The organism is Pseudoalteromonas sp. 2CM37A (assembly GCF_023161885.1).
GTDB classification, from domain to species: domain Bacteria; phylum Pseudomonadota; class Gammaproteobacteria; order Enterobacterales; family Alteromonadaceae; genus Pseudoalteromonas; species Pseudoalteromonas atlantica.
Window position 1 is genome coordinate 425,916 of the sequence record NZ_JALNTJ010000004.1, and the last position, 23,504, is coordinate 449,419.

The 23,504-nt window shown below is 40.9% G+C and carries 16 protein-coding genes; 4 read left to right on the forward strand and 12 right to left on the reverse strand.

Annotated elements, in window-relative coordinates:
* Positions 1 to 144: 144 nt before the first annotated feature.
* From mrcB to MTF68_RS12025, 4 genes are all read right to left on the reverse strand, one after another.
* Entirely contained in the window at positions 145 to 2,487 is a 2,343-nt protein-coding gene (gene mrcB / locus MTF68_RS12010) for a penicillin-binding protein 1B (protein WP_096042118.1), read from the reverse strand.
* Between the two features lie 149 nt (positions 2,488 to 2,636).
* Positions 2,637 to 3,866 carry an ammonium transporter gene (locus MTF68_RS12015; protein ID WP_004587161.1) on the reverse strand — a complete coding sequence of 410 codons (1,230 nt, stop codon included), beginning with the start codon at positions 3,864 to 3,866 and terminating at the stop codon, positions 2,637 to 2,639.
* A 12-nt stretch (positions 3,867 to 3,878) separates the two neighbouring features.
* Positions 3,879 to 4,217 (reverse strand): P-II family nitrogen regulator, encoded by a 339-nt coding sequence (locus MTF68_RS12020; RefSeq protein WP_004587162.1) that lies wholly within the window; start codon positions 4,215 to 4,217, stop codon positions 3,879 to 3,881.
* 221 nt (positions 4,218 to 4,438) lie between these two features.
* On the reverse strand, positions 4,439 to 5,659 hold the full coding sequence (locus tag MTF68_RS12025; protein WP_029773860.1) for a response regulator: 1,221 nt from the start codon (positions 5,657 to 5,659) through the stop codon (positions 4,439 to 4,441).
* A gap of 337 nt (positions 5,660 to 5,996) precedes the next feature.
* On the opposite strand from MTF68_RS12025, the gene MTF68_RS12030 reads away from it, so the two are divergent.
* Positions 5,997 to 7,514 (forward strand): carboxypeptidase, encoded by a 1,518-nt coding sequence (locus tag MTF68_RS12030; RefSeq protein ID WP_248462625.1) that lies wholly within the window; start codon positions 5,997 to 5,999, stop codon positions 7,512 to 7,514.
* Positions 7,515 to 7,538: 24 nt separating this feature from the next.
* On the opposite strand, the gene MTF68_RS12035 is transcribed toward MTF68_RS12030, so the two are convergent.
* The 3 genes from MTF68_RS12035 to MTF68_RS12045 form a co-directional block, all read right to left on the reverse strand.
* Positions 7,539 to 9,785: an ATP-binding protein gene (locus tag MTF68_RS12035; protein ID WP_248462627.1), complete on the reverse strand. Its 2,247-nt coding sequence runs from the start codon at positions 9,783 to 9,785 to the stop codon at positions 7,539 to 7,541.
* Positions 9,772 to 10,581, reverse strand: coding sequence for a phosphate/phosphite/phosphonate ABC transporter substrate-binding protein (locus tag MTF68_RS12040; protein ID WP_248462629.1), 810 nt, complete (start codon positions 10,579 to 10,581; stop codon positions 9,772 to 9,774). The genes MTF68_RS12035 and MTF68_RS12040 overlap by 14 nt, the downstream gene beginning before the upstream one ends.
* A 163-nt stretch (positions 10,582 to 10,744) precedes the next feature.
* A complete protein-coding gene (locus MTF68_RS12045) occupies positions 10,745 to 12,265 on the reverse strand; it encodes a CYTH and CHAD domain-containing protein (protein WP_024034312.1) in 1,521 nt (506 codons plus the stop codon).
* A gap of 215 nt (positions 12,266 to 12,480) precedes the next feature.
* Here MTF68_RS12045 and MTF68_RS12050 point away from each other — a divergent pair, with 215 nt between their 5' ends.
* The gene (locus MTF68_RS12050; protein WP_024034313.1) at positions 12,481 to 13,086 is read left to right on the forward strand and encodes a TIGR04211 family SH3 domain-containing protein; all 606 of its coding nucleotides are present in this window, start codon (positions 12,481 to 12,483) and stop codon (positions 13,084 to 13,086) included.
* A gap of 112 nt (positions 13,087 to 13,198) precedes the next feature.
* Here the strand turns inward: MTF68_RS12050 and MTF68_RS12055 are convergent, their stop codons facing one another.
* Positions 13,199 to 13,681 carry a winged helix-turn-helix transcriptional regulator gene (locus MTF68_RS12055; RefSeq protein ID WP_004587169.1) on the reverse strand — a complete coding sequence of 161 codons (483 nt, stop codon included), beginning with the start codon at positions 13,679 to 13,681 and terminating at the stop codon, positions 13,199 to 13,201.
* Positions 13,682 to 13,888: 207 nt separating this feature from the next.
* On the opposite strand from MTF68_RS12055, the gene putA reads away from it, so the two are divergent.
* On the forward strand, positions 13,889 to 17,692 hold the full coding sequence (putA, locus tag MTF68_RS12060; RefSeq protein WP_029773864.1) for a bifunctional proline dehydrogenase/L-glutamate gamma-semialdehyde dehydrogenase PutA: 3,804 nt from the start codon (positions 13,889 to 13,891) through the stop codon (positions 17,690 to 17,692).
* Between the two features lie 119 nt (positions 17,693 to 17,811).
* Positions 17,812 to 19,005: an HD-GYP domain-containing protein gene (locus MTF68_RS12065; RefSeq protein WP_248462631.1), complete on the forward strand. Its 1,194-nt coding sequence runs from the start codon at positions 17,812 to 17,814 to the stop codon at positions 19,003 to 19,005.
* 49 nt (positions 19,006 to 19,054) lie between these two features.
* Here MTF68_RS12065 and MTF68_RS12070 read toward each other — a convergent pair whose 3' ends face one another.
* From MTF68_RS12070 to MTF68_RS12085, 4 genes are all read right to left on the reverse strand, one after another.
* Positions 19,055 to 20,137: a general secretion pathway protein GspB gene (locus tag MTF68_RS12070; RefSeq protein WP_248462633.1), complete on the reverse strand. Its 1,083-nt coding sequence runs from the start codon at positions 20,135 to 20,137 to the stop codon at positions 19,055 to 19,057.
* Positions 20,138 to 20,148: 11 nt separating this feature from the next.
* Complete coding sequence (locus MTF68_RS12075) at positions 20,149 to 21,066, reverse strand: AAA family ATPase (RefSeq protein ID WP_004587173.1); 918 nt, start codon at positions 21,064 to 21,066, stop codon at positions 20,149 to 20,151.
* A 175-nt stretch (positions 21,067 to 21,241) separates the two neighbouring features.
* Complete coding sequence (locus tag MTF68_RS12080; protein ID WP_248462634.1) at positions 21,242 to 21,760, reverse strand: DUF1566 domain-containing protein; 519 nt, start codon at positions 21,758 to 21,760, stop codon at positions 21,242 to 21,244.
* Positions 21,761 to 21,769: 9 nt separating this feature from the next.
* Positions 21,770 to 23,425, reverse strand: coding sequence for a DUF1566 domain-containing protein (locus tag MTF68_RS12085; protein WP_248462635.1), 1,656 nt, complete (start codon positions 23,423 to 23,425; stop codon positions 21,770 to 21,772).
* Positions 23,426 to 23,504 lie beyond the last annotated feature (79 nt).

Genomic DNA, 23,504 nt, shown 5'->3' on the forward strand with positions numbered 1-23,504 from the left:
TCACAGCTTTTTAATTTATTTATAAGAAAACAAGCTAATAAAAGTAATTAAAATTTATTTAGTTTCAAATTTTGATTGCTAGATAGTGAAGCAAATATAAAAAAACCGCTGAGTTAGCGGTTTTATTATTAAGGTTTTATTTTATTAGCGTATACACTGCGGCCTAGGCTCAAACTCACTGGCTCTTAGTGGTAACTGAATAACTTTTCCGCATCCGGGCGGTGCTTGTAAACCCGTTCTTTCATTGACGAAAGCCCATCTAATTGATGGCGGACGTGTATCTGCTATTGCTTCAGGGTTGAGCGGTTTTAAGTAACGAATATAAGCTTCTAACGCGCCCACACTACCGGTTAAACCGGTGCTTCTATTATCGTCTCTACCAAGCCACGCAACGGTCACTGTGTTTTGATCAAACCCTGCAAACCAGCTATCACGTAAATCATTACTAGTGCCTGTTTTACCGGCAAGCTGAATTGATGGAAAGTGTAAATTTAAACGCTTAGCGGTGCCGTCTTTTGTCACTCGCTTCATGGCATATTTAGTCATATATACAGCGTCTTTTGCAAAGCGCGGCTCAGACTTAACTTTATGCTTATACAAAACGTTACCTACCGAGTCTGTAAGGGCAGATACAGAGGTAAGCTCTCTATACTCGCCATCTGCTGCGATAGTGGTATAAAGCTGAGCAACCTCAAAGCTCGACATTTCTACTGCACCAAGTAGCAGCGAGGGGTATTCATCTATATTACCTTTTGCGCCTAATCCTTTGAGCGTATTTGCTACCTTATCAACACCTACATCTAGGCCTAAATTTACTGCAGGAATATTAATACTGTTACTAAAGGCTTTATAAAGTGGCAATGCACCTCGGTATTGGTGATCAAAGTTCTCAGGTTGCCACACTTTACCTTGCTCATTTGTTACCTGCACAGGGGAGTCATCAAGTAATGTGGCTAAGTTATAATGTGGTAACTGCAGGGCTGTTAAGTACACCGCGGGTTTAACTAAAGAGCCAATATTTCGTTTAGTATCGAGCACTCGGTTAAAACCTGAGTAGCGAACATCGCGCCCCGACACTAAAGCCGACACACCGCCTTTTTCTACATTAACTGAGATCATGGCTGCTTCGAGTTTATCGGTGTTAGGACGTTTTTCTAAATACGGTAAACTTTTTTGAATGGACTCTTCCATCGCCGTTTGTTTTTGCAAATCAAAGTAAGTAAATACACGCACACCGGCATCTAGTGTTTTTTGATCAGGTAATAACTGCTTAAGCTCACGGTTTACAAGTTCTAAAAAGCCAGGGTATGACTTTTGTAAACTTGCTTTCATAGGCGCTATATCAATTGGGCGTTTAAGTGATGCACGGTATTCTTTTGTAGTTAGTAGCTTGTTTTCAACCATTAAGCGCAGTACTAGGTCGCGACGCTCCATAGTGCGTTCTTTATAGCGACGAGGATTGTAATACGAAGGCCCTTTGACCATAGCCACCAGCAGCGCTATTTGGTCATATTCCAGCTCATCAACAGGCTTTGAAAAATAAAACTCAGAGGCCAAGCCCATGCCATGCACGCCTTGGTTATAAGATTGACCTAGGTAAACTTCATTTAAATAGGCTTCTAAAATCTGATCTTTTGAATAACGGTAATCTAGAATAAGCGCAATAAATGCCTCATTTATTTTACGCACTAAAGAACGCTCACGCGTTAGGTATATATTTTTTGCAAGCTGCTGCGTTAAGGTGCTACCACCTTGAACGGTACGCCCTGCTTTAATGTTTGAATAAAGCGCACGCAAAATAGAAAATACCGACACACCATGGTGCTGATAAAAATCCCGATCTTCTACTACTAATAACGTGTCTTTCAACATAGGCGGAAACTTATCAAGCGGTACAAACTCTCTATCTTGCTTTGAATCATTTCCAATACGGGCTATTTGCACAGGCTCTAGGCGAGCGCTGTTTAGGCGCCTGCCAAATTTATCTTTAATGGTTGCTACCTTTTGCCCCGCAAAACGTAGCTCAATAATGTGCGATTCTTCAAGGCCATCATAAAACTCAAAGTCGCGTCGGTAAATTTTTATGCTATCGGCTGTTTTTACAAACTGCCCCGTGCGGCTTAGCCTATTAACTGATGAATAATTTAGGCGCTCAAGCTCCCACACAACCTCTTGACTAGATAAAAACTGCCCTGGGTAAAACTCCATTGAACGTGCGTATACTTGGGCAGGTAACTGCCATTTATTACCTTCAAATATACGTGTTGTTTTTGAATCTAAATAAATAAGATACATGGCCATAGCAATAAAAACAGCTAAGCTCAATTTCCAAAAAACAGACCATGTTTTTCGCATAAATGTGCGTTTAACAACAGTGCTTGACGTTTTTTTAGTCGTTTTTGATTTAGCTTTACGTGGCGAGCTGGTAGCTTTAGGTGCACGCTTAGGAGTGGTTTTACTACTGGGTGTTTTTTTGTTGTCAGCCATTTAAGTGTAATTTATTCCAAGGTTTATTCACGAGTGTGAGCTTAGCATATTGGCTATAGCCTAACACCTGAAAAGTTAACCTTCCCTGAAACGAAAAAAAGCCCTACCAAGGTAGGGCTTTGTGAACACAATGATTAATCTATTTAATATTAGTTACTGCGAACAGATACAAACTCAGGGTAAGCATCAACACCACAATCGTGTTGGTCCATACCGCTTAGCTCTTCTTCTTCGGTTACGCGAATACCCATAGTTTGCTTTAAAATAGCCCACACAATAAATGAAGCTACAAAAACAAAGGCTAAAATAGTCACTAAACCAATAAGCTGTGTTACAAAGTTTGCATCGCCGTTAGATACAGGCACTAACATAATACCTAGCGCGCCACATACACCGTGAACAGAGATAGCACCTACTGGGTCATCAATCTTCGCTTTATCTAGAGCTACAATGCTAAATACAACCAGTGAGCCACCTAAAATACCTAGTAAACAGGCCATTAATGGAGATGGTGAAAGTGGGTCTGCTGTAATAACCACTAAACCTGCTAATGCGCCGTTTAGTACCATAGTTAAATCAGCTTTACCCCACAACACTTTACATACAAACAGTGCAGCAATTGCACCCATTGCCGCTGCGGCATTGGTGTTAAGTAAAATTTGACCTACAGCGGTTGCATTTTCTTTGTCTGAAAGAAGTAATTGCGAACCACCGTTAAAACCAAACCAACCCATCCATAAAATAAACGTACCTAATGTAGCAAGTGGTAGGTTAGAGCCTGGAATTGGGTAAATTTCACCGTTTTTACCGTATTTACCTTTACGAGCGCCAAGTAAAATAACACCTGCTAAAGCAGCTGCAGCACCAGCACCGTGAACAATGGCAGAGCCTGCAAAATCTACAAAGCCCATTTCTGATAAGAAACCGCCGCCCCATGTCCAGTAACCTTCCATTGGGTAAATAAAGCCTGTTAAAACAACTGCAAATGCTAAGAAAGCAAATAACTTCATACGTTCAGCCACAGCACCCGATACAATCGACATAGCCGTTGCAACAAATACTACTTGGAAGAAAAAGTCAGATTCTAAAGAGTGGTCAGCATCGGCCGCTTGCGTGCCAATTAATGCGCCAATTGAAGGGATAATGCCGCCTTCAGCGTTGTCTACATACATGATGTTGTAGCCAACTAATAAAAACATGGTACATGCGATAGAATACAGCGCCACGTTTTTAGTTAAAATTTCAGTGGTGTTTTTAGAGCGAACTAAACCCGCTTCTAACATGGCAAAACCTGCTGCCATCCACATTACTAATATACCTGACACCAGAAAATAAAAGGTGTCGAGTGAAAATTTGAGTTCTACAATTGTGTTTTCCATTAATCAGCCCCCTTAAATTGCTTCTTCATCAAGTTCGCCCGTACGAATACGCACAATTTGATCTAAGTCGTACACGAAAATTTTACCGTCACCAATTTTGCCTGTTGATGCAATTTTGGTAATTGCTTCAACTACGCGTTGGCAATTTTCAGTACGAGTAGCAATTTCAAGTTTGATCTTAGGAATAAAATCTACCTGATACTCTGCTCCACGATACAGCTCTGTATGGCCTCGTTGACGTCCAAAACCTTTAACATCAACTACGGTCATCCCTTCAATACCTAAATCAGCGAGCGCTTCACGCACATCGTCTAATTTAAATGGTTTTATGATTGCACTAATCATTTTCATAGTGGCCCCCTCGGACGCTTTATTGTTATCCTGTTGGCTTACATAATCCAACCTTTGTGCCACTATTAAAAAACACTTAATATCAATAAGATAAACGTAAATAGTAAATTTAAAACAAAAAAAACGCACCATCAAGGTGCGCTTTTTTAACAACTTAGCTACATTGGTGCATCACCAAAAGTGATGCCCTACTAGCTTGTAATTAGTGTTATTTTTTATATTTACACAACACAGTTTCGGCCATTGTTTTTGGCTTCGTAAAGGGCCGCATCTGCGATGCGCATGGCCTGAGTTAAATCAGTGTTTTGAAAATCAGCAACACCAATACTAATGGTGATAGAAAACGGTTTTTCATCGATTAAAAACTCATGTTTAGCGAGTTTTTTTCTAAAGCCTTCTAAGTACTCTCGCCCACGCGCCGTGTCTATATCATCTAATATAATGGCAAACTCTTCGCCGCCCACCCGCGCAACGGTAAACTTAGAAAACGTAGTTTTAATTAGCGTGGCTACCTGCTTTAGTGCCTGATCGCCCGCTTCGTGGCCTAAGGTGTCATTAATATTTTTGAAAAAATCTATATCGAGTAATGCAAGCGTATTTTGCTGTTGTTTTTTTAATAGTTGCTCTGCATATTGGTAAAAATAACGGCGGTTATACATACCCGTTAAATAGTCTCTGTAAGCACTTTCTTTAATATCCGCAATCAGTGACAACTGCTCCATTGTTTGCATAACACGACAATGAAACTCTTCATTCATAAATGGCTTTGTTAAAAAGTCGTTGGCACCGTATTTAATAAACCGAGCCGATAACCCATGTTTACCTGCACCCGAAAGCCCGATAATGGCCAAATCATCGCGCCCTCTAAAATTACGCACCGCTTTAACCAGTTCAAAGCCATCCATTAATGGCATCGCATAATCGGTCATGAGCAATTTTATATTAGGGTTACTTTTTATTATTTCGAGTGCTTGCTGACCATCTTGCGCATCGGTTACATCAAATAATTGCTTTTCTAGCATTTGCTTCATTAAGGAGCGGCTTAACACCGAATCATCAGCAACCAAGGCCTTACAGCCTTGATTCCTCAGAAGCTGAGCCACTAACTTGATAGCGTAATGGTATGAATCGCGATTGTCTTTAATTACGTAATCAATAACACCAAGCTCTAGCATTTGTTGGCGCTTATATTCATCAATTTTTGAGGTAAGTACCACAGTAGGAATAGCGTGTGAAAGTGTAAATTTAGCGACCTCGCCATTAGGTGCATCAGGCAAAGTTAAATCAACTAAAGCCAGCGAGTATTTATGTTTCTCAATATAGTCTTGGCATTCATTTAATGACCATGCGAAATCGACAGCGACATCTAAATATTGAGCCGTTAAGTGGCGTAGCACCTGCTGCACTACTTTACTGTCTTCAACCACTAATACTCTTTGCATAAACTTCTCTTTAATCTTGTTATTTTACGTACTTAAACTTGCACTGAAGCGACAAGCTATGAAAAACATCCAGTAAAGTTCTGTTTATGTAGCCAGTAAGTAGGCTAGGTCCATTAATGTAAGCGCAAGGCTTGTATTTAATTCAAATACAAAGTCGACCAAATATACTTGATTTTTTAGCTAAGCTAAACACGCTAGGATAAATTAACCCTAAATAAACAAACACGCCGTGTATAAGTTTAGACTTAACCAGTATTATCGACCATTAATCTCAATACTTTTGTTATTTGTGTGTTTTTTATTTTAAATAGCATCTAAACAAAAATAAGGAACGACAATGAAGCTTGTCCAATTAACTCGTTACACCTTAGCGCTTGCCATCGTATTGCTTAGCAGTACTGCAACAGCAGAAAACCAACGAAAAATAGACATTGATAGCCACGTAGTCACTAAGCATAAAGCAAAAATTAATGGTGAACGCTTTAGCTACACCGTTAAAACAGGCACTCAGCCGGTGTGGAATGATAATGGCGATACCATTGCCACATTACAATATACCTATTACACACGAGATAAAGTCGATAACACCGCAGCTCGCCCATTACTGATATCGTTTAATGGTGGTCCTGGCTCTGCATCTGTATGGATGCACTTAGCCTATACTGGCCCACGCGTATTAAAAATTGATGACGAAGGCTACCCCATTCAGCCTTATGGCGTAAAAGATAACCCCTACTCAGTATTAGATGTAGCAGATATTGTTTATGTAAATCCGGTAAATACAGGTTATTCACGCGTAGTAGAAAACGCCAAAGGTGAAATGCTTTCGAAAGAGCAACAAAAAGAGCACTTTTTTGGTGTGAATGCCGACATAAAATACTTAGCTGAATGGCTAAATACCTTTGTTAACCGAAACGAGCGCTGGCGCTCACCTAAGTTTTTAATTGGAGAAAGCTACGGCACTACTCGTGTATCAGGCCTTGCCCATGAACTACAAAACAGTCAATGGATGTACATTAATGGGGTGGTATTAGTATCGCCGACCGATATTGGTATAAAACGCGACGGCCCTATAAAAGCGGCTAATCGCTTACCTTATTTTGCTGCAACTGCGTGGTATCACAAAGCACTGAATAAAAACTTGCAAGAAAAAGATCTCAATGAACTTTTACCCGAGGTAGAACAGTTCACTATTAATGAGCTTATTCCTGCCCTCGCTAAAGGTGGCTTTATCGATGCCGATAAAAAACGCCAAATAATAAAGAAGATGGCCGAATATGCAGGCCTTTCAGAGCAGTTTGTAGCGCAAAACAACTTAGATATTCCCACTCGATTTTTTTGGAAAGAACTTTTACGTGAGCGCGGACAAACTGTCGGGCGTCTAGATTCGCGCTATTTAGGTATTGATAAACGCGATGCTGGCGAATCACCTGATTACTGGGCTGAGCTTACCTCTTGGCTGCACTCATTTACGCCTGCAATTAACTATTACCTGCGTGAAGAGCTCAACTATAAAACGGATGTAAAATACAACTTATTTGGCAATGTTCACCCATGGGATCGCAGTAAAAATAATACCGGCGAAAACTTACGTTTAGCGATGGCGCAAAACCCGTATTTAAACGTCATGATTCAAGCGGGTTACTACGATGGCGCAACAAATTACTTTGATGCTAAATACACGTTATGGCAGCTTGACCCAAGTGGAAAAATGAAAGACAGGTTAAGCTTTAAAGGGTACCGCAGCGGCCATATGATGTACCTAAGACATGAAGATCTTAAGCTTTCTAATAACGACTTACGCGACTTCATTTTAAGCTCCCTACCCGCTAAAGGGCAGGCCGCTAAATATTAATTAAAAGGGCCATTACATGAGGCATTAAGAAGATGCCTCATGTTTATTACAGTACACTTTTAACTGTGTAACCACTTCATTAAATCCTGTTTGTAGTGCAAATAATAACGCTTCATCGACCTTATTTTGCGCGGCTAAGCTTTCTATCTGCTGGCAGGTATCACTTAACTTTAACGCTGCAACCGATTTAGCAGATGACTTTAAACCATGCGCTTGAAAAGATAAATCGGCGTAATTTAAACTATGTGTATACGCTTCAATTAATTTAACTTGCTCATAAGCGGTTTGTAAAAACGCCTGAAAGACTAAACAATGTACATGCGTATCTTTTCCTAACATCGAAAACAATAAAGGCATATCTAATTGACTGTACATAGAGCTTGCTTGCGCTGTAATTTGCAGCGGCTGTGTATCCGAAAGAACAATGCCTTGCGAGTGTTTCATCAGCAGTGCTTTTAGGCTTTCAAGCTCTATCGGTTTAGTTAAAAAACCGTTCATCCCAGCGCTGTAACAATCTTGTATGTTTTTTTTCATTATATTGGCAGTAACAGCAATAATTATTAGCTCATTGAACTGTGTGTTTTTTCGGATTTTTTTAGCCAACTCAAGGCCATTTAACAACGGCATTTGAATATCGGTAAGTAGCATATCGAAGGACTTATCTTGGAGCATTTGCCAGGCCTGTTCGCCATTATTTGCAAACGTTGAATTAACACCAAGCATGGTCAGTTGCTGCTTTAAAACCTGCTGATTAGTCAGTTGATCTTCTGCCACCAGCACATTTAATACTGGGAGCTTACCTGTGGCAGAGCCTGCGGACTCACTGCTGGGGTGACTTATCGGCTCATCAGCTTGTATAGTGGTTAAAGCGCTTTCTTTAAAACTATTAAAGCTAATGGTAAAACACGCGCCTTTATTTATTTGACTATTTACTTGTAGCTGCCCTTGCATACGCTCTACAAGCTCTTTAGTAATAACTAAACCTATGCCCGTACCATGTGTTTTACTGGTCTCTGCCCCTAGTCTATCAAAGGGCTTAAAAAGCCTTAAAATATCATCTTCTGAAAAACCGCACCCTGTATCTTCAATATCAATATTACAGCGGCTTGAATCAGCAATCTCGCAGCGTATATCTATTTTACCTCGCACTTTGTTATATTTTATTGCGTTGGAAAGTAAATTAAGCAGTACCTGTTTAAAACGGCGCTTATCTACATATAAGTAAATACCTTCAAGGGAGTCAATATTGTGTGTGTCTATAGTAACAAGCTCAACTCTGGCAAGTTCGCTCACCATTTCAATACTATGCTGTAGCATGTCTTTCACGGGGGCATATTCAAAATTAAACTGCATATTCCCCGACTCAATAGAAGTTAAATCTAGCACGTCGTTTATTAGTAAAAGTAAATGCTCCCCAGCTTGGTAAATACTTTGCGCATTGTCTTTGTGTACCTCGGTTGCTTTACTGTCATATTGATAAAGCTGCGCTAACCCTAAAATCGCATTTAACGGCGTTCTAAGCTCATGGCTCATACTCGCCATAAAGTCAGACTTAGCCTTACTGGCCGACTCGGCTTGAATTCTTAGCGCGTTTACTTTTTGATGATTAGTAGCAACCTCACCGGCCATTTTATTAAATGCATTTATGACGCTGCCAATCTCATTTTTTTGCTGAACGCTAACGTGGCAATCAAAGTTCCCTTTAGCCAGTTTAGAAAAGGCGACTTCGAGCGCCCGTAAAGGGCTGGTAATTCTATAATCGACCAACCAAGCTAAGCCAATAAAAAACACCACAAGTATAAAAAACTGAATATAAATTAACGTGTAATGTAGCTTGGCTGCTTCGTTTATTTTGTCTTCAAAATTAACGACTAACGTTATTTCAGCCAAAGGTTTATCTAAAAAAGTGATGCGCTCATTTAACGTAACATTGCCCTGCTGCGCTAACAGCTGCCACTCATCTAAAGGATATAACTGATTACCTGTAGTCGGCTCTACTACTCTAATTGCTTTCCAATTAGGGTTTGTATTAAGTTGCGCGTCTATTTGCTCATACAGCTGTGCGTATTGGCGAGTTAATAAAGGGGTTTTTATTGATGTAGATAGTTGCTGTAAAGAGCGCTGCGCTGCGCTAGAAAGGCCATCGTTTACCCACCTAGCTTGCTCTGGCAAAGCGTAAAAAATAAATAAGCATATTAATAAAAAGCCAAATGCCATTACCGCAATAAAGCTTTGAACCCTTAGGCTGCGCCACCAGTTAATTTTCAACATAAAACGAGCGTAAACCCCATTGCGTTAATTGGTTGTAATCGTCAATGCTTGCTTTACTTGGGTTAATTATAGGAATACCCGCTAATAAGTGTTTTTGTTTAGGGTCGCTCCCTATTTCTATAATTGCTTGTTGAACTTGCGCTTGTACCTGATTATTTACTCTAGGGTGAACCACAATGGGGTGGCGGCTAACCTTACGCGTTTTGTAAATAACTTTTAGCTTTTGCTGCAAATTTTGAGGCTGTTGCTTTAATGTGCCCATTACCCCGCCGCCGGCAGGCGTTGCGTTAAGTGCCACATTTAAATAAACAGATGAGTGCGTTTGTACATATACAGGCTTTATTGTTAAGCCATACAATAGGGCAAGCTCCGCCCGCATTAATAAAGAAGCGCCTAACGCATTAGGCGCAGGAAAAGCAATTTCGGCGCCTTCAAGCTGCTTAACGGATTCAATATTACTGTTTTTATTGACCACTAATACGCCTTGCAAATGGCGCGCAGCATCTTTCACTATAGGTAAATAGCCTTGCTTGTCGAAAGCAATCACACTATGCCATGGGTTCATATAAGCAAAATCGTAATCGCCATCTGCAAAACCTTGCTCAAAAACCGGGATTGATTCCACGGTAACAAGCTTTAGTTGCACGCCTGTTTTTTCGGTTACTTTATTAAGAAAGGGCTGCCATATTGCAGTGAGTTTTTGAGGCTCATATTGCGGAACTACACCAAAAGTAAAGGTTTGAGCATAGACACCCATACTATTGAATAAAAAAAGCAAAACAACACTACACTTCATATTAGTCTTACCGTTGTAGGTTTATGACTATAAGCATAGTTAACGAGTGACTAACGCACCATTTTTATTACGTAGAAATTAAGAGGTTATTTAATTAAGGAGGTTTAAGAAAGTTTCAACAAAAAGATTAAAGCAGGTGCCAATACACACCTGCTTAAATATATTACTGCCAGTACGGCTCTATATCAAAAGACGCTAAACGGCTTTGCTCCATTGCACTAACTAAGTAATCTGACTTTTGATCTAGCCACTGTTGAATTTTAGCCAACTGCTCGTCTTCTTGCCCGCCGCAAAGCTGCTTTAAATATTCCAGCGTGCTGAGCTCGTACATACCATGAGAAATATCCAGCCACGGTAGTCTAAATTCTAAGCGCTCTTCTTTGTCAAACAATGACCCTAAGCAATTACCGCTTAATAAGCTGTTTTCTAGTTGGGTGCGTAAGCTTAAATAATCTTGTGCTGTAAGCGTTTGCTCTTTGGGAAGTAGCTTATCTAAATTTTGCCAATCTTTATTAAATAAACGTTTAGCAATTTTAGCTACTGGCTGCTCTGCCGCCTGTAGTTGAGTTTGCCCCCAAAACTTACGCCATTGTTTATCTACCAACCAAGTAGTCAACGACAGCAATAAACGGTTGTATCGCGCGCTTTGAAACAAAGCATTAATATCATCAATGCTTGGCTGTAGCTCTTTTAAATCGTTAATAACTTGCGCTAATGCAGGCGCTGCATTTATTTTTTTATAAAATGCATGGCGTTTAGATGTATAAGTTTTTAGCTGAATTGCATTTTCAACCCAAGCTAATTCACTTAACAGCCACTTTAACTCTGTTCTTAATTGCTCAGTACTGTCTTTACTTACAATATCGTCAAACAACCAAAAATTATGCCTAATTAAACTAATGCCATCAGTCACACGTTTGAGCGTTTTTAAACTTGGCTTGTCAAAGTAACACTGCTCATGCTTTTGCACAAAACGAATACCAAAGTTCATGGCCTCTATTAGTGCTTGCTCTTGAGTTGCTTGTTTTTTTAATTTTACAAACCCAATAGACTTACTTGGTTTAAGCGGTGTTTCATCGGCTAGTCGGTAGCCTCTAGCTGCTTTTGAATAAAGCCCTAAACGAATACAGTTTTGGCTAACAAGTTTATCTGCCAAAGCAAATAGCTCGTCTCTGTTGCCCTCAACAAGCTCTATTTCTAGCTCGCTAATAATATCAACCTTACCCGATGCTGCTATTTCGCCTTTATCTAGCACGACTTCAATTTTTGCGCCATTTGGAGTTTCTATTAACCAAGTACGACGAATAAAGTTAGTGCTAAAAATAGGATATAAATTATCGCTAATAGCATTTACTTGCATACCATGAGGCCAAATAGCATTATTAAATGCTAATAAATCAGGGCGGCTTGATTCAATGGGTAAGTTGTATTCAGGACGTTGGTGTAGCCCACCCACAACTTCGCCAGCAAGCTTTATTGTTTGTTCGCATTTACTGTCGGCACAGCGGGTTCTAAAACCTATATCAAGGGCTCTAAGCTCTCTACTTGGGGTATCGTAATAGGCATTTTGCAAACTACGTGAAGGTTTATTAATAACCGTTTTAGCAAATTGTGTGATTAGCGAGGGGATCAGTGGAACAACGGCATCTGATACCAAAAACTTCAGTTCTATCTCAGTATCCATTAGGGTTGAGGATTACCTTTAAAATAAATAAGTGCTCAAAATAAACAAAGCCACCTCATTTTGCAAATTTTTTAACCTTTTTGGCTGAGCAACGCCCGCACTGGGTTACAATATCAACCTTGCTATTAACGCGTTTAATCCATACTATCTCACTACTTATGTGAAAATCTCAATCACAACCACAACGGACACGGATAGACTAACAAGGTAGATAAATGCTAAAACACTGTTTACTAGGGCTACTTTTAACAGCCACCTCGTTTATAAGCCAAGCACAAGAAGCTCAAACAGCCAATTCATCAGATGCAAATTCAGCTTATATAATCGATAATCTATATACCTTTATGCGCTCTGGCGCAGGTAAAAACTACCGCTTACTTGGCTCTGTAGATGCGGGTACTAAATTAACCGTGCTATCAAAAGAAGAAAACGGCTTTATAAAAATAAAAGACGATAAAGACCGTGAAGGTTGGGTTGAGTCTAAATTTATATCGCAAACGCCAGGGCTTCATCAGCAGTATCAAACACTCAGTAGCGAAATGAGCACAGTGCAAAACAAACTACGCCAAGCACAAGTTGAGCTACCTCAGTTACAAGAACATAATCAAAGCTTAACTAATCAAAACAAATTGCTTAATCAACAAATTACTGAGCTGCAAACAACACTTGAGCAAGAACGTGCTCAAAAACAAGCAGCCACTGCAAAAGAAAAACGCCAACTACTTACTTATGGTGGCGCTATTGCTTTTATAGGTTTGTTTTTAGGTATTATACTTACCGTTGTACTTTCGCGCCGTAAGCGCTACGAAGGGTGGGCTTAATTAACCTAAACCTTGGTTAACTAAGTTTAATAGCCGCTGGCTAATCATTAAAAAAGCACCCTTAGGTGCTTTTTTAATGTGTGTGTAATGTATTGCAATAAGCATTTGGCTTTTAAACATCCAAACGTAAACCAGGATCCTGCTTAATTTTTTCTATTACCATGTAAGTATGGTGAGTACCTACTCCCGGAATATCGACCAAATCTCCTAGCACCTGTCGATACTCATCCATATCCGAGACCCTAATTTTTAGCAGGTAGTCGTACCCTCCCGCTACCATATCGCACTCTACAACTTGCTCAATTTTAAGTATATGCTCTTTAAATACTTTAAAAACAGCCGTGTTAGATGTCACCAGCGATACTTGCACATGCGCTACTAAGCTCTGATTCAGCTTTTGTTCGCTAAGCTTTGCAAAGTACCCTTCTATATAGCCTTCTTGCTCTAAACGTTTTACACGGTCAAGGCATGGACTAGGACTTAAATTAACCTGTTTTGCTAGGTTAACATTAGAAATTCTGCCGTTCTTTTGAAGAACGTCTAATATTGCTAGATCGATACGATCAAGCAGGCGTAATCTATTTGGACTTGTCATACAGAATTTTATACGGATAAGTTGAAAATATGCCCTGTAAATTATCGTAAATCGTGAAATTTAACCAGCATATTCTGCTGAAATTTAATTAGAATGCACGCATTACATCACTGGTAATTTATTGGTAGCAAAGTTGCTTTAGCTCAACAGCCCAAGCACATAAATTTTGTTCTACTATTTACATATTAACATTCCTAAGGGTTGCTTATGTTATTCAATGGCGATTTGACAACAACCTGTCCTACAAGACAGAAAATTCGTGATTTTTACCGCATTGATGAAAATGCTGTTATTGATCATATTTTACCACTTGCAGAAGTGGGTGTTAAAGCACGAAGCCGTGCATGGGAAAGAGCTCGCCAGATTGTTTTAAACATTCGAAAAGATCAAGACGGTCAAAGCGGTGTAGACGCACTTTTAAATGAATTCTCACTCTCTAGTGAGGAAGGTGTAGTGTTAATGTGTTTGGCCGAAGCCCTACTTCGCGTACCAGACAAAGCCACGCAAGATACGTTAATTCGTGACAAGCTTGCTAAAGGTGATTGGAGTTCTCATTTAGGCAGCAGCGATTCTTTATTCGTTAATGCTTCTTCGTGGGGATTATTAGTAACCGGTAAAATGGTTAACTACACAGATAAAACCAAAGAACAGCAATTTGGCATGCTTAAAAAGACCATAGGTCGTTTAGGCGAGCCTGTGATTCGCAAATCTGTAAACTTTGCCATGAAAATTATGGGTAAGCAGTTTGTTATGGGTCGCACCATTGACGAAGCCATTGAACGCGCTGCTGAAAAAGAGCAAAAAGGCTACGTTTACTCATACGACATGCTAGGCGAAGGCGCGCGCACAATGAAAGATGCCAAGCGTTACTTCGACAGCTACATGAACGCAATCCATGCAATTGGTAAAGCGGCAAATGGCCGTGGCCCAGTTAAAAGCCCAGGTATTTCAGTTAAACTTTCTGCTATTCATCCACGTTATGAATTCACGCATAAAGACCGCGTAATGGCCGAAATTGTACCTAAACTAAAAGAACTCGCGCTTGCTGCTAAAAAATACGACATTGGCTTTACAGTTGATGCAGAAGAAGCTGACCGCTTAGATATTTCTCTAGATGTTATAGAAGCGGTATTTAGCGATGAAGATTTAGGTAACTGGCAAGGTTTTGGTTTAGCCGTACAAGCATACCAAAAGCGCGCTATTTTTGTTATTGAATGGGTAACTGAACTTGCTACTCGTGTAGGCCGTAAAATGATGGTCCGCCTTGTAAAAGGTGCCTACTGGGATACAGAAATTAAAACCACGCAACAAGATGGTTTAGAGCACTACCCAGTATTTACGCGTAAAGCAACTACCGATGTATCTTACAAAGCTTGTGCTATTAGAATGCTAGAAGCACGCGATGTACTGTACCCGCAATTTGCAACACACAACGCTTACACTGCAGCCACTATTTTAGAAGTTGCTAAAGGCGATAACACCGGGTTTGAATTCCAGCGTTTACACGGTATGGGCGAATCTTTATTTGACCAAATCGTAAATGAAGAAAAAATTCAATGCCGTGTTTATGCACCCGTTGGCCAGCACGAAGACCTACTTGCCTACTTAGTACGTCGTTTACTAGAAAATGGCGCTAACTCATCGTTTGTAAACGCCATTGTAGATACCACTAAACCTGTTGAGTCGCTATTACCTGATCCAGTAGAAACACTGCAAGGTTTACGTAATAAGTACAATACGCAAATTAAAATGCCAATCGACTTATACGGCGATGAACGTGCTAACTCTAAAGGCATGGACTTAACCGATATTAATGTAATTACGCCATTCAAAGAAAACCTTGAAAACTGGTTTAACGATCACTTAATTGATCAAAGCCAAGTACCTGAAGGCGCATTAGCAGTTAAAAACCCAGCTAATCACAACGAAATCATCGGCCACGTTAAACTGCAATCTGGCGATGAGATGAAAGACATTTTGGCCAATGCAGAAGCGGCATTTGAATCATGGTCGCAAACATCTGTAAAAGAGCGTGCTAATTTATTACGCCGCGTGGCAGATATTCTAGAGCGTCACCACGATGAGCTCGTAGCTATATGTATTAAAGAAGCCGGTAAAATTGCGCAAGATGGTATTGACGAAGTACGTGAAGCCGTTGATTTTTGTCGTTATTACGCGGCACGTGCAGAAGAACTTGCAAGCGATGAGCGCTTTGAAGCACGCGGTGTAATTTTATGTATTAGCCCGTGGAACTTCCCGCTTGCTATTTTCTTAGGTCAGGTGGCCGCTGCCATTGTGACTGGTAATACTGTTATTGCAAAACCTGCAGAGCAAACAAGCTTAATTGCACTTCGCGCTATTGAGTTAATGCTTTCGGTTGGCTTACCAGAGCATGTAGTACAGCCGGTGATTGCCCGTGGTTCTGAGGTAGGTAAAACAATTGTACCTGATGAGCGTATTCAGGCTGTTATGTTTACCGGTTCTACAGAAACAGGCACACTGATTTCACAAACACTGGCTGCGCGTAACGATATTCAAGTACCGTTAATTGCAGAAACCGGTGGCCAAAACTGTATGATTGTGGATTCAACAGCGCTGCCAGAGCAAGTTGTTGATGATGTAATAAGCTCAGGTTTCCAAAGTGCTGGCCAGCGTTGTTCAGCACTGCGTGTATTATTTATACAAGAAGATGTAGCCGATGGCATTATTGAAATGCTTAAAGGCGCACTCGCCGAGCTGCATATTGGCGACCCGTCATTACTTTCTACCGATGTAGGCCCAGTAATTGATGAAAAAGCCCTTAAAACGCTAAATGATCATGTTGAATACTTAAAAGGTAATGCAACACTTCATTACGAGTGTAAGATCCCTGATAACACCGAAAATGGCGCCTACTTTTTTGCCCCTCGTTTATACGAAATCGAAGATTTATCAGTACTTAAGCGTGAAGTATTTGGTCCATGTGTGCACATTGTTCGCTTTAAAGCGAATGATATCGACAACGTGATTGACCAAATTAACAACACAGGTTATGGCTTAACAATGGGTGTTCATTCACGTATTGAAGAGCGTTGTGAGTACCTAGCTAAAATGTCGCGTGCGGGTAACGTATATGTAAACCGCAACATGATTGGTGCCATTGTAGGTGTGCAACCATTTGGTGGCCGTGGTTTATCTGGTACTGGCCCTAAAGCCGGTGGCCCTAACTACCTGCAGCGTTTAGTAAAAGAGAAAGCATCACCTGATAACGTGCAAATGACTAACCTAACGCCAGATGAGCTTGATTTACACCATTACAGCGGTGCAAACGAGCAAGTTGAAAAGCTAATGGCTAACTCAATGCGCGATGAGAAAATTTGGCGTGCAACACCGCTAAATGACCGTGTATCGGCTGTTCGTCAGTTGCTTGCTAAAGTAGCAACGGTCGAAATTATTGATGACCTAGCGGACGATTTGGCATTAACGCTTTCAGAAGCGCGTGCACAACTTAACCGTTTAGAAAAACACATGCGTAAGTTTACTACTTTGCCTGGGCCTACTGGTGAATCAAACACCTTGCACCTTGAAGCACGTGGTTGTGTAGTATGTTATGCAGATAAAAGCACGTCATTTAACTTTTGGGCGCTTTCAATCATTACAGCACTTGCTGCAGGTAATACAGTAATTACCGTAGCATCAGAGCTATTTTACGATGAAGCGGTAGCCTTTAAAGATAAGTTTATTGCCACAGGCGTTGCTGAGGGCGTGTTCCAGGTTGCAAAACCTAATCAGCTACAAGCTATTTTAGCTCACCCTCACTTAGCGGGTGCAGTGGTTGCTGCACGTTCGTCTCGTTTAGGTTACTTCAGCCAACAACTTGCACAGCGTAAAGGTGCTATTTTGCCAGTAATTACTTCAGAGTATTACGATACGTTAATTAAGCGCTTAATTACTGAAAAAACGATCAGTATAGATACTACCGCATCTGGTGGTAATACTTCACTGATGACCCTAGTAGAAGATGACGAATAGCCCATCTAGTACTAATTAACTAAAAATGTAAAAAAAGGCACTTAAAAGTGCCTTTTTTTTTACCCTGCAACGTATAATGATGCTAATTTAAACAAAGACCCATTACAGAAGTAAAAAAATTGAAAGTTATCTCTATTTCGCAATTACAGCCTGGCATGTTTGTTCAAAGTGTTACAAAACAAACTGGGCGCATTAAAATTAAAAACCAAGGCTGGGTTAAAACTCAGGCGAGTATCGATAAGCTTAAAAAAGCGGGCATTTTAGAAATAGAGATAGATCCAGATAAAACATTAACTACACCCGAGCCCGACACCCAAGCCCCAGCGCCTAAGGCTGAGATTAAAAAACGCGACCCTTGGCTTAAAGTTCATAGTAGCGAACAAGAAATGGGCAAAGCTAAAAAGCTCTACGACGAAGCTAAAACACTTCAACAAAAGGCCTTTGGCGATATAAAAGCGGGTAGAGATATAGACATAGCGCCTTTTAAAGAGCTTGCCAGTGGCTTTATGGACTCTATTTTTAGAAACCAAGATGCCCTAGCCTGCTTAACCCAAATGCGTCAAAAAGATGCTTACTTATTAGAGCACTCTATCAACGTTTCTATTTTAATGGGTATTTTTGCAAAGCACTTAGGCATAGAGCGCGACATTATTGTAGAGCTCACTACAGGTGCTTTGTTACATGACATAGGAAAAATTAAAATTCCTGACGAAGTGCTCAATAAACCGGGCCGCTTTAGTGATGACGAATTTAAAATTATGCAAAACCATGCTCTGTATTCTAAGCAAATTTTAGAAGAAGCGGGGTTAACGGGGATTTCTGTAGACATTGCCGGCCTACACCATGAGCGCTTAGACGGAAAAGGCTATCCGTTTGCCAAAAAAGGCGATGAGATAAGCCAATACGTACGTATGGCGTCAATTGTAGATGTATATGATGCACTCACGGCAGAGCGGGTATATAAAGCAGGTATGGAGCCTATAAAAGCGTTTAAAATTTTAAAAGATGGTTGCCCTGATAGCTTTGATGGTGAACTACTTACTAAGTTTATCCAATGTATTGGCATTCACCCTGTAGGCACCTTAGTGCGCTTATCTAGCCAAAAAGTAGGCTTGGTTACACAGAGTAACCCTGAAACACCTTTAAAGCCGGTGGTTAAAACATTTTATAGTGCTAAACACGGTCGCTACACGGAAATGCAAGATATAAACTTGGCAAATAAAAAAACAACTGACAAACTCGAATCAACCGTTAAGCCGACCGACTACAACATTGATTTAGAGCGCTTTTACAAAAACGCTATTTTACCTTGAGTTAAAAAGTAAAGCCGCAGTTTTGCGGCTTTACTTTATTAGCTGCGCTTTATTGCGGCCAATCCTGCAAAGCTTTAATACTGAATTCATAACCATCAAAATCAAGTACACTCTGCTCTGGGGTAATTTCGCGCACTGTTAGTGCCCCAATGCTCTCCCCTTCGTGTAGCTCTCTGCCATTAAGCTTTATCCAGCGTTTATCTGCACTTGAAGAGTATATATGTGCTTGGTATTTAATGCTTGGCAGCATGGCTTGTAAGCCATCTGGTAATAGCTCAACCGGTTTAACTCGAGATGAACTGCGTGAGGCCTGCGTTACTTCGTAATCTTGTTCTTGCTCCGAGTCTTTTATCGCTTGCGCAAAGGCATCTTTTAATTTACTCGGTACAGCATCAAGCTCCGGACTACTTTGCGGCGCTTGCGTGCTTGGGGTATTTTCACCATTCAGTGGTTTTCCAAGCACTTTGTACTTGCTCATATCTAAACCTGCTGAGCTTGTATTTTGTGCTTGCGGCTGCATAAATTGCGTGTTTTGGCCGTGTGCATTATAAGCAAGTGGATTATAGCTTTGCGTATTAGGTAGCTGTGCATTGTAAGTTTGCTGATTAAACGCATTTTGATTATACCCGTTAGCATTTATAGGGGTTTGCACATTGTAACCTGGTTGCTGCTGCGCCGGATTATCATTAATAGGGATATACTGCCCTTGTGGGGTAAGCAACATTTTTTGTACCCCGGTAGGTGTTTGTACATACACCAACTGCCCTTCAATCGTTGCTTTATTACTATTTTTTTCAGCCTCTGAAGACGGTGATGTTACAGGCTTTTCGGCTTTATTTTGCGCTGTAGTTGGCTCATCTGTTACTGCTTGTTTTTGTTTTTTGCTATCAGTGCTAACAACGTCAACCGGCTGGCTTGTTTTTAATAGTGCGCTGCTTTGAAACCACTTACCCGCTGTAAAGCCACCCGCTATGGCAATAAATGCTGCAATTGCGCCACCAAGTAGCCACACCATTTTTTTATAGCGCGTAAGTGCTTGCTGCTGTTTTAACTGCGCTGACTGCAAATCATATTGCTCGGCGCTCATATCTGCTTGTTGAGATTGCTTTAATGCATCTAATAAATAAGACATAAATTACCTAACTATATAATAAACGACATGCCAACACCTACTGCAAACAAAGCAGCAAATGCTAAGTAATAATAAACACGGCCAGTGGATTTAGGCGCATTATTCTGCGCAGCCACAAAATCCATAGGCAGTGATTCTTGGGCTGATTGTTTTATAATATCACTATCAACAATAAGCTGCTGCTTAGAAAAAGCCCCGACTAACGCGCGCTCACAGACTAAATTCATTAAGCGTGGAATGCCGCCAGTTAACTGATGTACAGCTTGCATAGCATCGAGCGAAAACACGCCTTTATCACACCCGGCAATATGTAAACGATGCTTTATATACGCAACTGTTTGCCCTTGGGTGAGCGGTAATAAATGATACCGTGCTGTAATTCGCTGCGCCAACTGCCTAAGCTCAGTACGTTTTAATAATGCCTGAAGCTCTGGTTGACCCACTAAGACTATTTGTAACAGTTTTTTATGATCAGTTTCTATGTTGGTTAATAGTCGTAATTGCTCAAGCACATCGGGGGCAAGGAGCTGCGCTTCATCAATAATTAAAATTGTGTGCCCGCCCGCTTTGTTATTAGCCTCTAGGTGCTGCTTAATAATGTCGGTTAAACTTTTAAGGGTGGCATTTTGGGCATCGTAAGTAATGTTTAGCTCATCACAAATACTGGCCAAAAGCTCAAGCTCCGACAGCGCCGGATTATGGATCATTGCAACTTGAGTGTTCTTTGGCAGTTGCTCTAACATACTGCGGGTAATGGTGGTTTTGCCTGTTCCCACTTCGCCGGTTAGCAATACAAACCCGCCATCTTCGCCTAAACCATAGGTTAAGTGAGCAAGTGCCTCTTTGTGGCGTTCGCTTAAAAATAAATAATGGGGGTTGGGCGAGATCGAAAATGGCTTTTCGCTCAAGCCAAAGTAGCTTAAATACACCGCAATGTTCCTTCGTCATTAAAACTCGGCCTATAATGGCAAAAAAAACGACAAAGTAACAACGTTGTATGCGCTTTATTATTGAAATAACGTAAATTTATGTAAAACAAAAAAGCGCCGCTAAATTTAGCGGCGCTTTTGTATTAAAGTTAAGTGCTTGGCTATTTTATTTTACTTAGTTTTCGTAACGCACTAAACGTAAATACACGTCACTGGTTTTAGCATGTAAGCTATTAAGCCCGCTATCAAACTGGTAAACCCATGCTGAGCTCATCGTGCTTACCCCTGAGGTATTACTCCAGTAGTTTTGCAATTTAGTGCCTAAAAACACCTCTTCGTTAATACTTGGCTCGGTGCAGCTGTGCTCTAAAATACTGGCAAGCTCTTTAATATTAGGCACCTGCCAATCGTCGTAATCAGCAGTGGTGTCGTTTTCTGCGCCTGTGAGTGCTTCTTGCCAATTAAGTGACGGAGAAGAGCCTGTACATGTTTCAGTGTCGCTATCGTAAACTTGTCCGTAGCTACAACGTTGCCACATTAGGCCTGTTTCTGTATCTAACACTGTGCCATCCTCATTAAGGGTGAAGCGAGTGGTTGGTGTTGTTGTATCCGCCCCGTCGTAACACGTTTGCGCTGCGGCTAGTTGAAAGCTTGCGCTAAATACAGCCATTGAAAATAGTAAGCATGTTTTCATGATTTTCTCCTATCGGCTTCTGACTAAACGTACATACGCGTATTTTTCTTTCGGGTAGGCTAAGTCATTCCCGTTGCTCATATCGATAATGTACGCTTGCGATAAGCTGGTACCATCTGCTGCAGTTTGCGATGTCCAGTACGGTAAATTCACATCATCTATAGCGCCTGCTTCTGGCATATTTGGAAAAAACGCTTCATCAATTAATACGTTTTCGCCCTGCTTGCCATAATCAATTAAGCTCAACAGCTCAGTGTAAGTTGGTAAGCGCCAATTGGTACCGCCGCAAAAATCTAAGTCGTTCACTTCATTTATATAGGTTTGCACGCCACAGCTTGTATCATCTGGGCAGGTGGTATTAGCGGTACTGGTATCGGTAAAGGTTGTCGTGCCTAAATCCCAAAAGTAATGATTTTGGCCATCGCGTAAGGTGGTATTAGGTAATGTACCTGATTCTACACTTTTCACTTCCCATACAAGCCCCGTTACGTTGTCGCGTATGCAAGTAAAATCGTCACTATCATCAGCCACTTCATCGGCAAACTGATTTAGCTTAGTGTAGTCAAACGCAAGGTTACCTTGGCCTGCTTTATCGAGTTGGTTGGCAAAGCTGTCTCGACCAAGCTCTGCATCTTGACCCGGAAAGTCACTACTTTGGCAATTGATACGCTGGGTATTGTTATAACACTCGCCTAGGCCACTGTCGTTAATTAACCCTAATGCTTTTGGTGATACGTCAATAAATACGGTATCGGTGTCAGTGCGCCCTTTAGAATCAGTAACAGTGACTTCAAAGCTCAATGTGGTATCTAAATCAACGTCGGAGGCAAAAAATGTCGTGGTACATTGGCTAGTACTTGCCAGCGTTTCGGCATTGCCTGTTAATTGTTGCCAGCTACATGAAAACGTATCTGTTAGGGTGTCACTTTCACTTGCATCTAAGATCACTTCCTCAAATTCTTCAACGTTTTGGTCATCTCCGGCATTGGCCACAACCAGCTCGTCTGTTTTATTTAATGTCATACTGTATTCAGTACTTGCCTCGCCGCCCTCGTCGTCGGTAACGCTTAATTGCCATATTAAATTTGTATTTGATTCAAGCAGCGGATGGCTAAAACTTACCGTAGAGTTGTCAAAGTCGGTTACATCTAAATCTGGGCCTGAAATTAATTGCCACTGATAGCTATTAATTTGGCCATTTTCATCAGGGTCGCTCGACTCTTCAGCACTTAACGTTACGATGTCGTTATAGGTTGAAGGCAGTGTTTCTGGGGCTGTTTGACTAACAACAGCAAGCGGTAATTGATTACTTGAGGTAATAAATATGCTCACGTTGTCACTAACTAAGCTGCCGTTATCTGTTTGATAGCTTACAGATAGTACAAGTTCACTGTCGGCTTTAACATCGGGCGCAGTAATTGTTTGCTCTGCACCTTCAAGCGGGAAGCCGTCCACAGATGGGCCGCTAACGCGCTGCCAAGTAAAGGTACCGTCGGCTGGTGAGCCTTGTGCAGTGATTGTAAACTCTGTTTTTTCTACAACTTGAAGATCGGTTCCGGCATTAACCGAGGTTTCAACAGTAGAGTCTTCACTACCGCCGCCTCCACCGCCACAGGCAGCCAATAAAAAACAAGATATAAGGGGAGTAAAAGCAAACGCTTTCATAAAACGCACCTATAATGTCAAATAATTACTATAGTGTAATCACTAGCAATAAAGGTGCCATTTAGAGTTATACCAATTC

Coding starts and splice junctions, on each gene's coding strand:
- MTF68_RS12085 (WP_248462635.1), bottom strand. CDS start 23,425: ATGAAAGCGTTTGCTTTTACTCCCCTTATATCTTGTTTTTTATTGGCT.
- mrcB (WP_096042118.1), bottom strand. CDS start 2,487: ATGGCTGACAACAAAAAAACACCCAGTAGTAAAACCACTCCTAAGCGT.
- MTF68_RS12040 (WP_248462629.1), bottom strand. CDS start 10,581: ATGAAGTGTAGTGTTGTTTTGCTTTTTTTATTCAATAGTATGGGTGTC.
- MTF68_RS12050 (WP_024034313.1), top strand. CDS start 12,481: ATGCTAAAACACTGTTTACTAGGGCTACTTTTAACAGCCACCTCGTTT.
- MTF68_RS12030 (WP_248462625.1), top strand. CDS start 5,997: ATGAAGCTTGTCCAATTAACTCGTTACACCTTAGCGCTTGCCATCGTA.
- MTF68_RS12055 (WP_004587169.1), bottom strand. CDS start 13,681: ATGACAAGTCCAAATAGATTACGCCTGCTTGATCGTATCGATCTAGCA.
- MTF68_RS12015 (WP_004587161.1), bottom strand. CDS start 3,866: ATGGAAAACACAATTGTAGAACTCAAATTTTCACTCGACACCTTTTAT.
- MTF68_RS12080 (WP_248462634.1), bottom strand. CDS start 21,760: ATGAAAACATGCTTACTATTTTCAATGGCTGTATTTAGCGCAAGCTTT.
- MTF68_RS12070 (WP_248462633.1), bottom strand. CDS start 20,137: ATGTCTTATTTATTAGATGCATTAAAGCAATCTCAACAAGCAGATATG.
- MTF68_RS12025 (WP_029773860.1), bottom strand. CDS start 5,659: ATGCAAAGAGTATTAGTGGTTGAAGACAGTAAAGTAGTGCAGCAGGTG.
- MTF68_RS12045 (WP_024034312.1), bottom strand. CDS start 12,265: ATGGATACTGAGATAGAACTGAAGTTTTTGGTATCAGATGCCGTTGTT.
- MTF68_RS12035 (WP_248462627.1), bottom strand. CDS start 9,785: ATGTTGAAAATTAACTGGTGGCGCAGCCTAAGGGTTCAAAGCTTTATT.
- MTF68_RS12020 (WP_004587162.1), bottom strand. CDS start 4,217: ATGAAAATGATTAGTGCAATCATAAAACCATTTAAATTAGACGATGTG.
- putA (WP_029773864.1), top strand. CDS start 13,889: ATGTTATTCAATGGCGATTTGACAACAACCTGTCCTACAAGACAGAAA.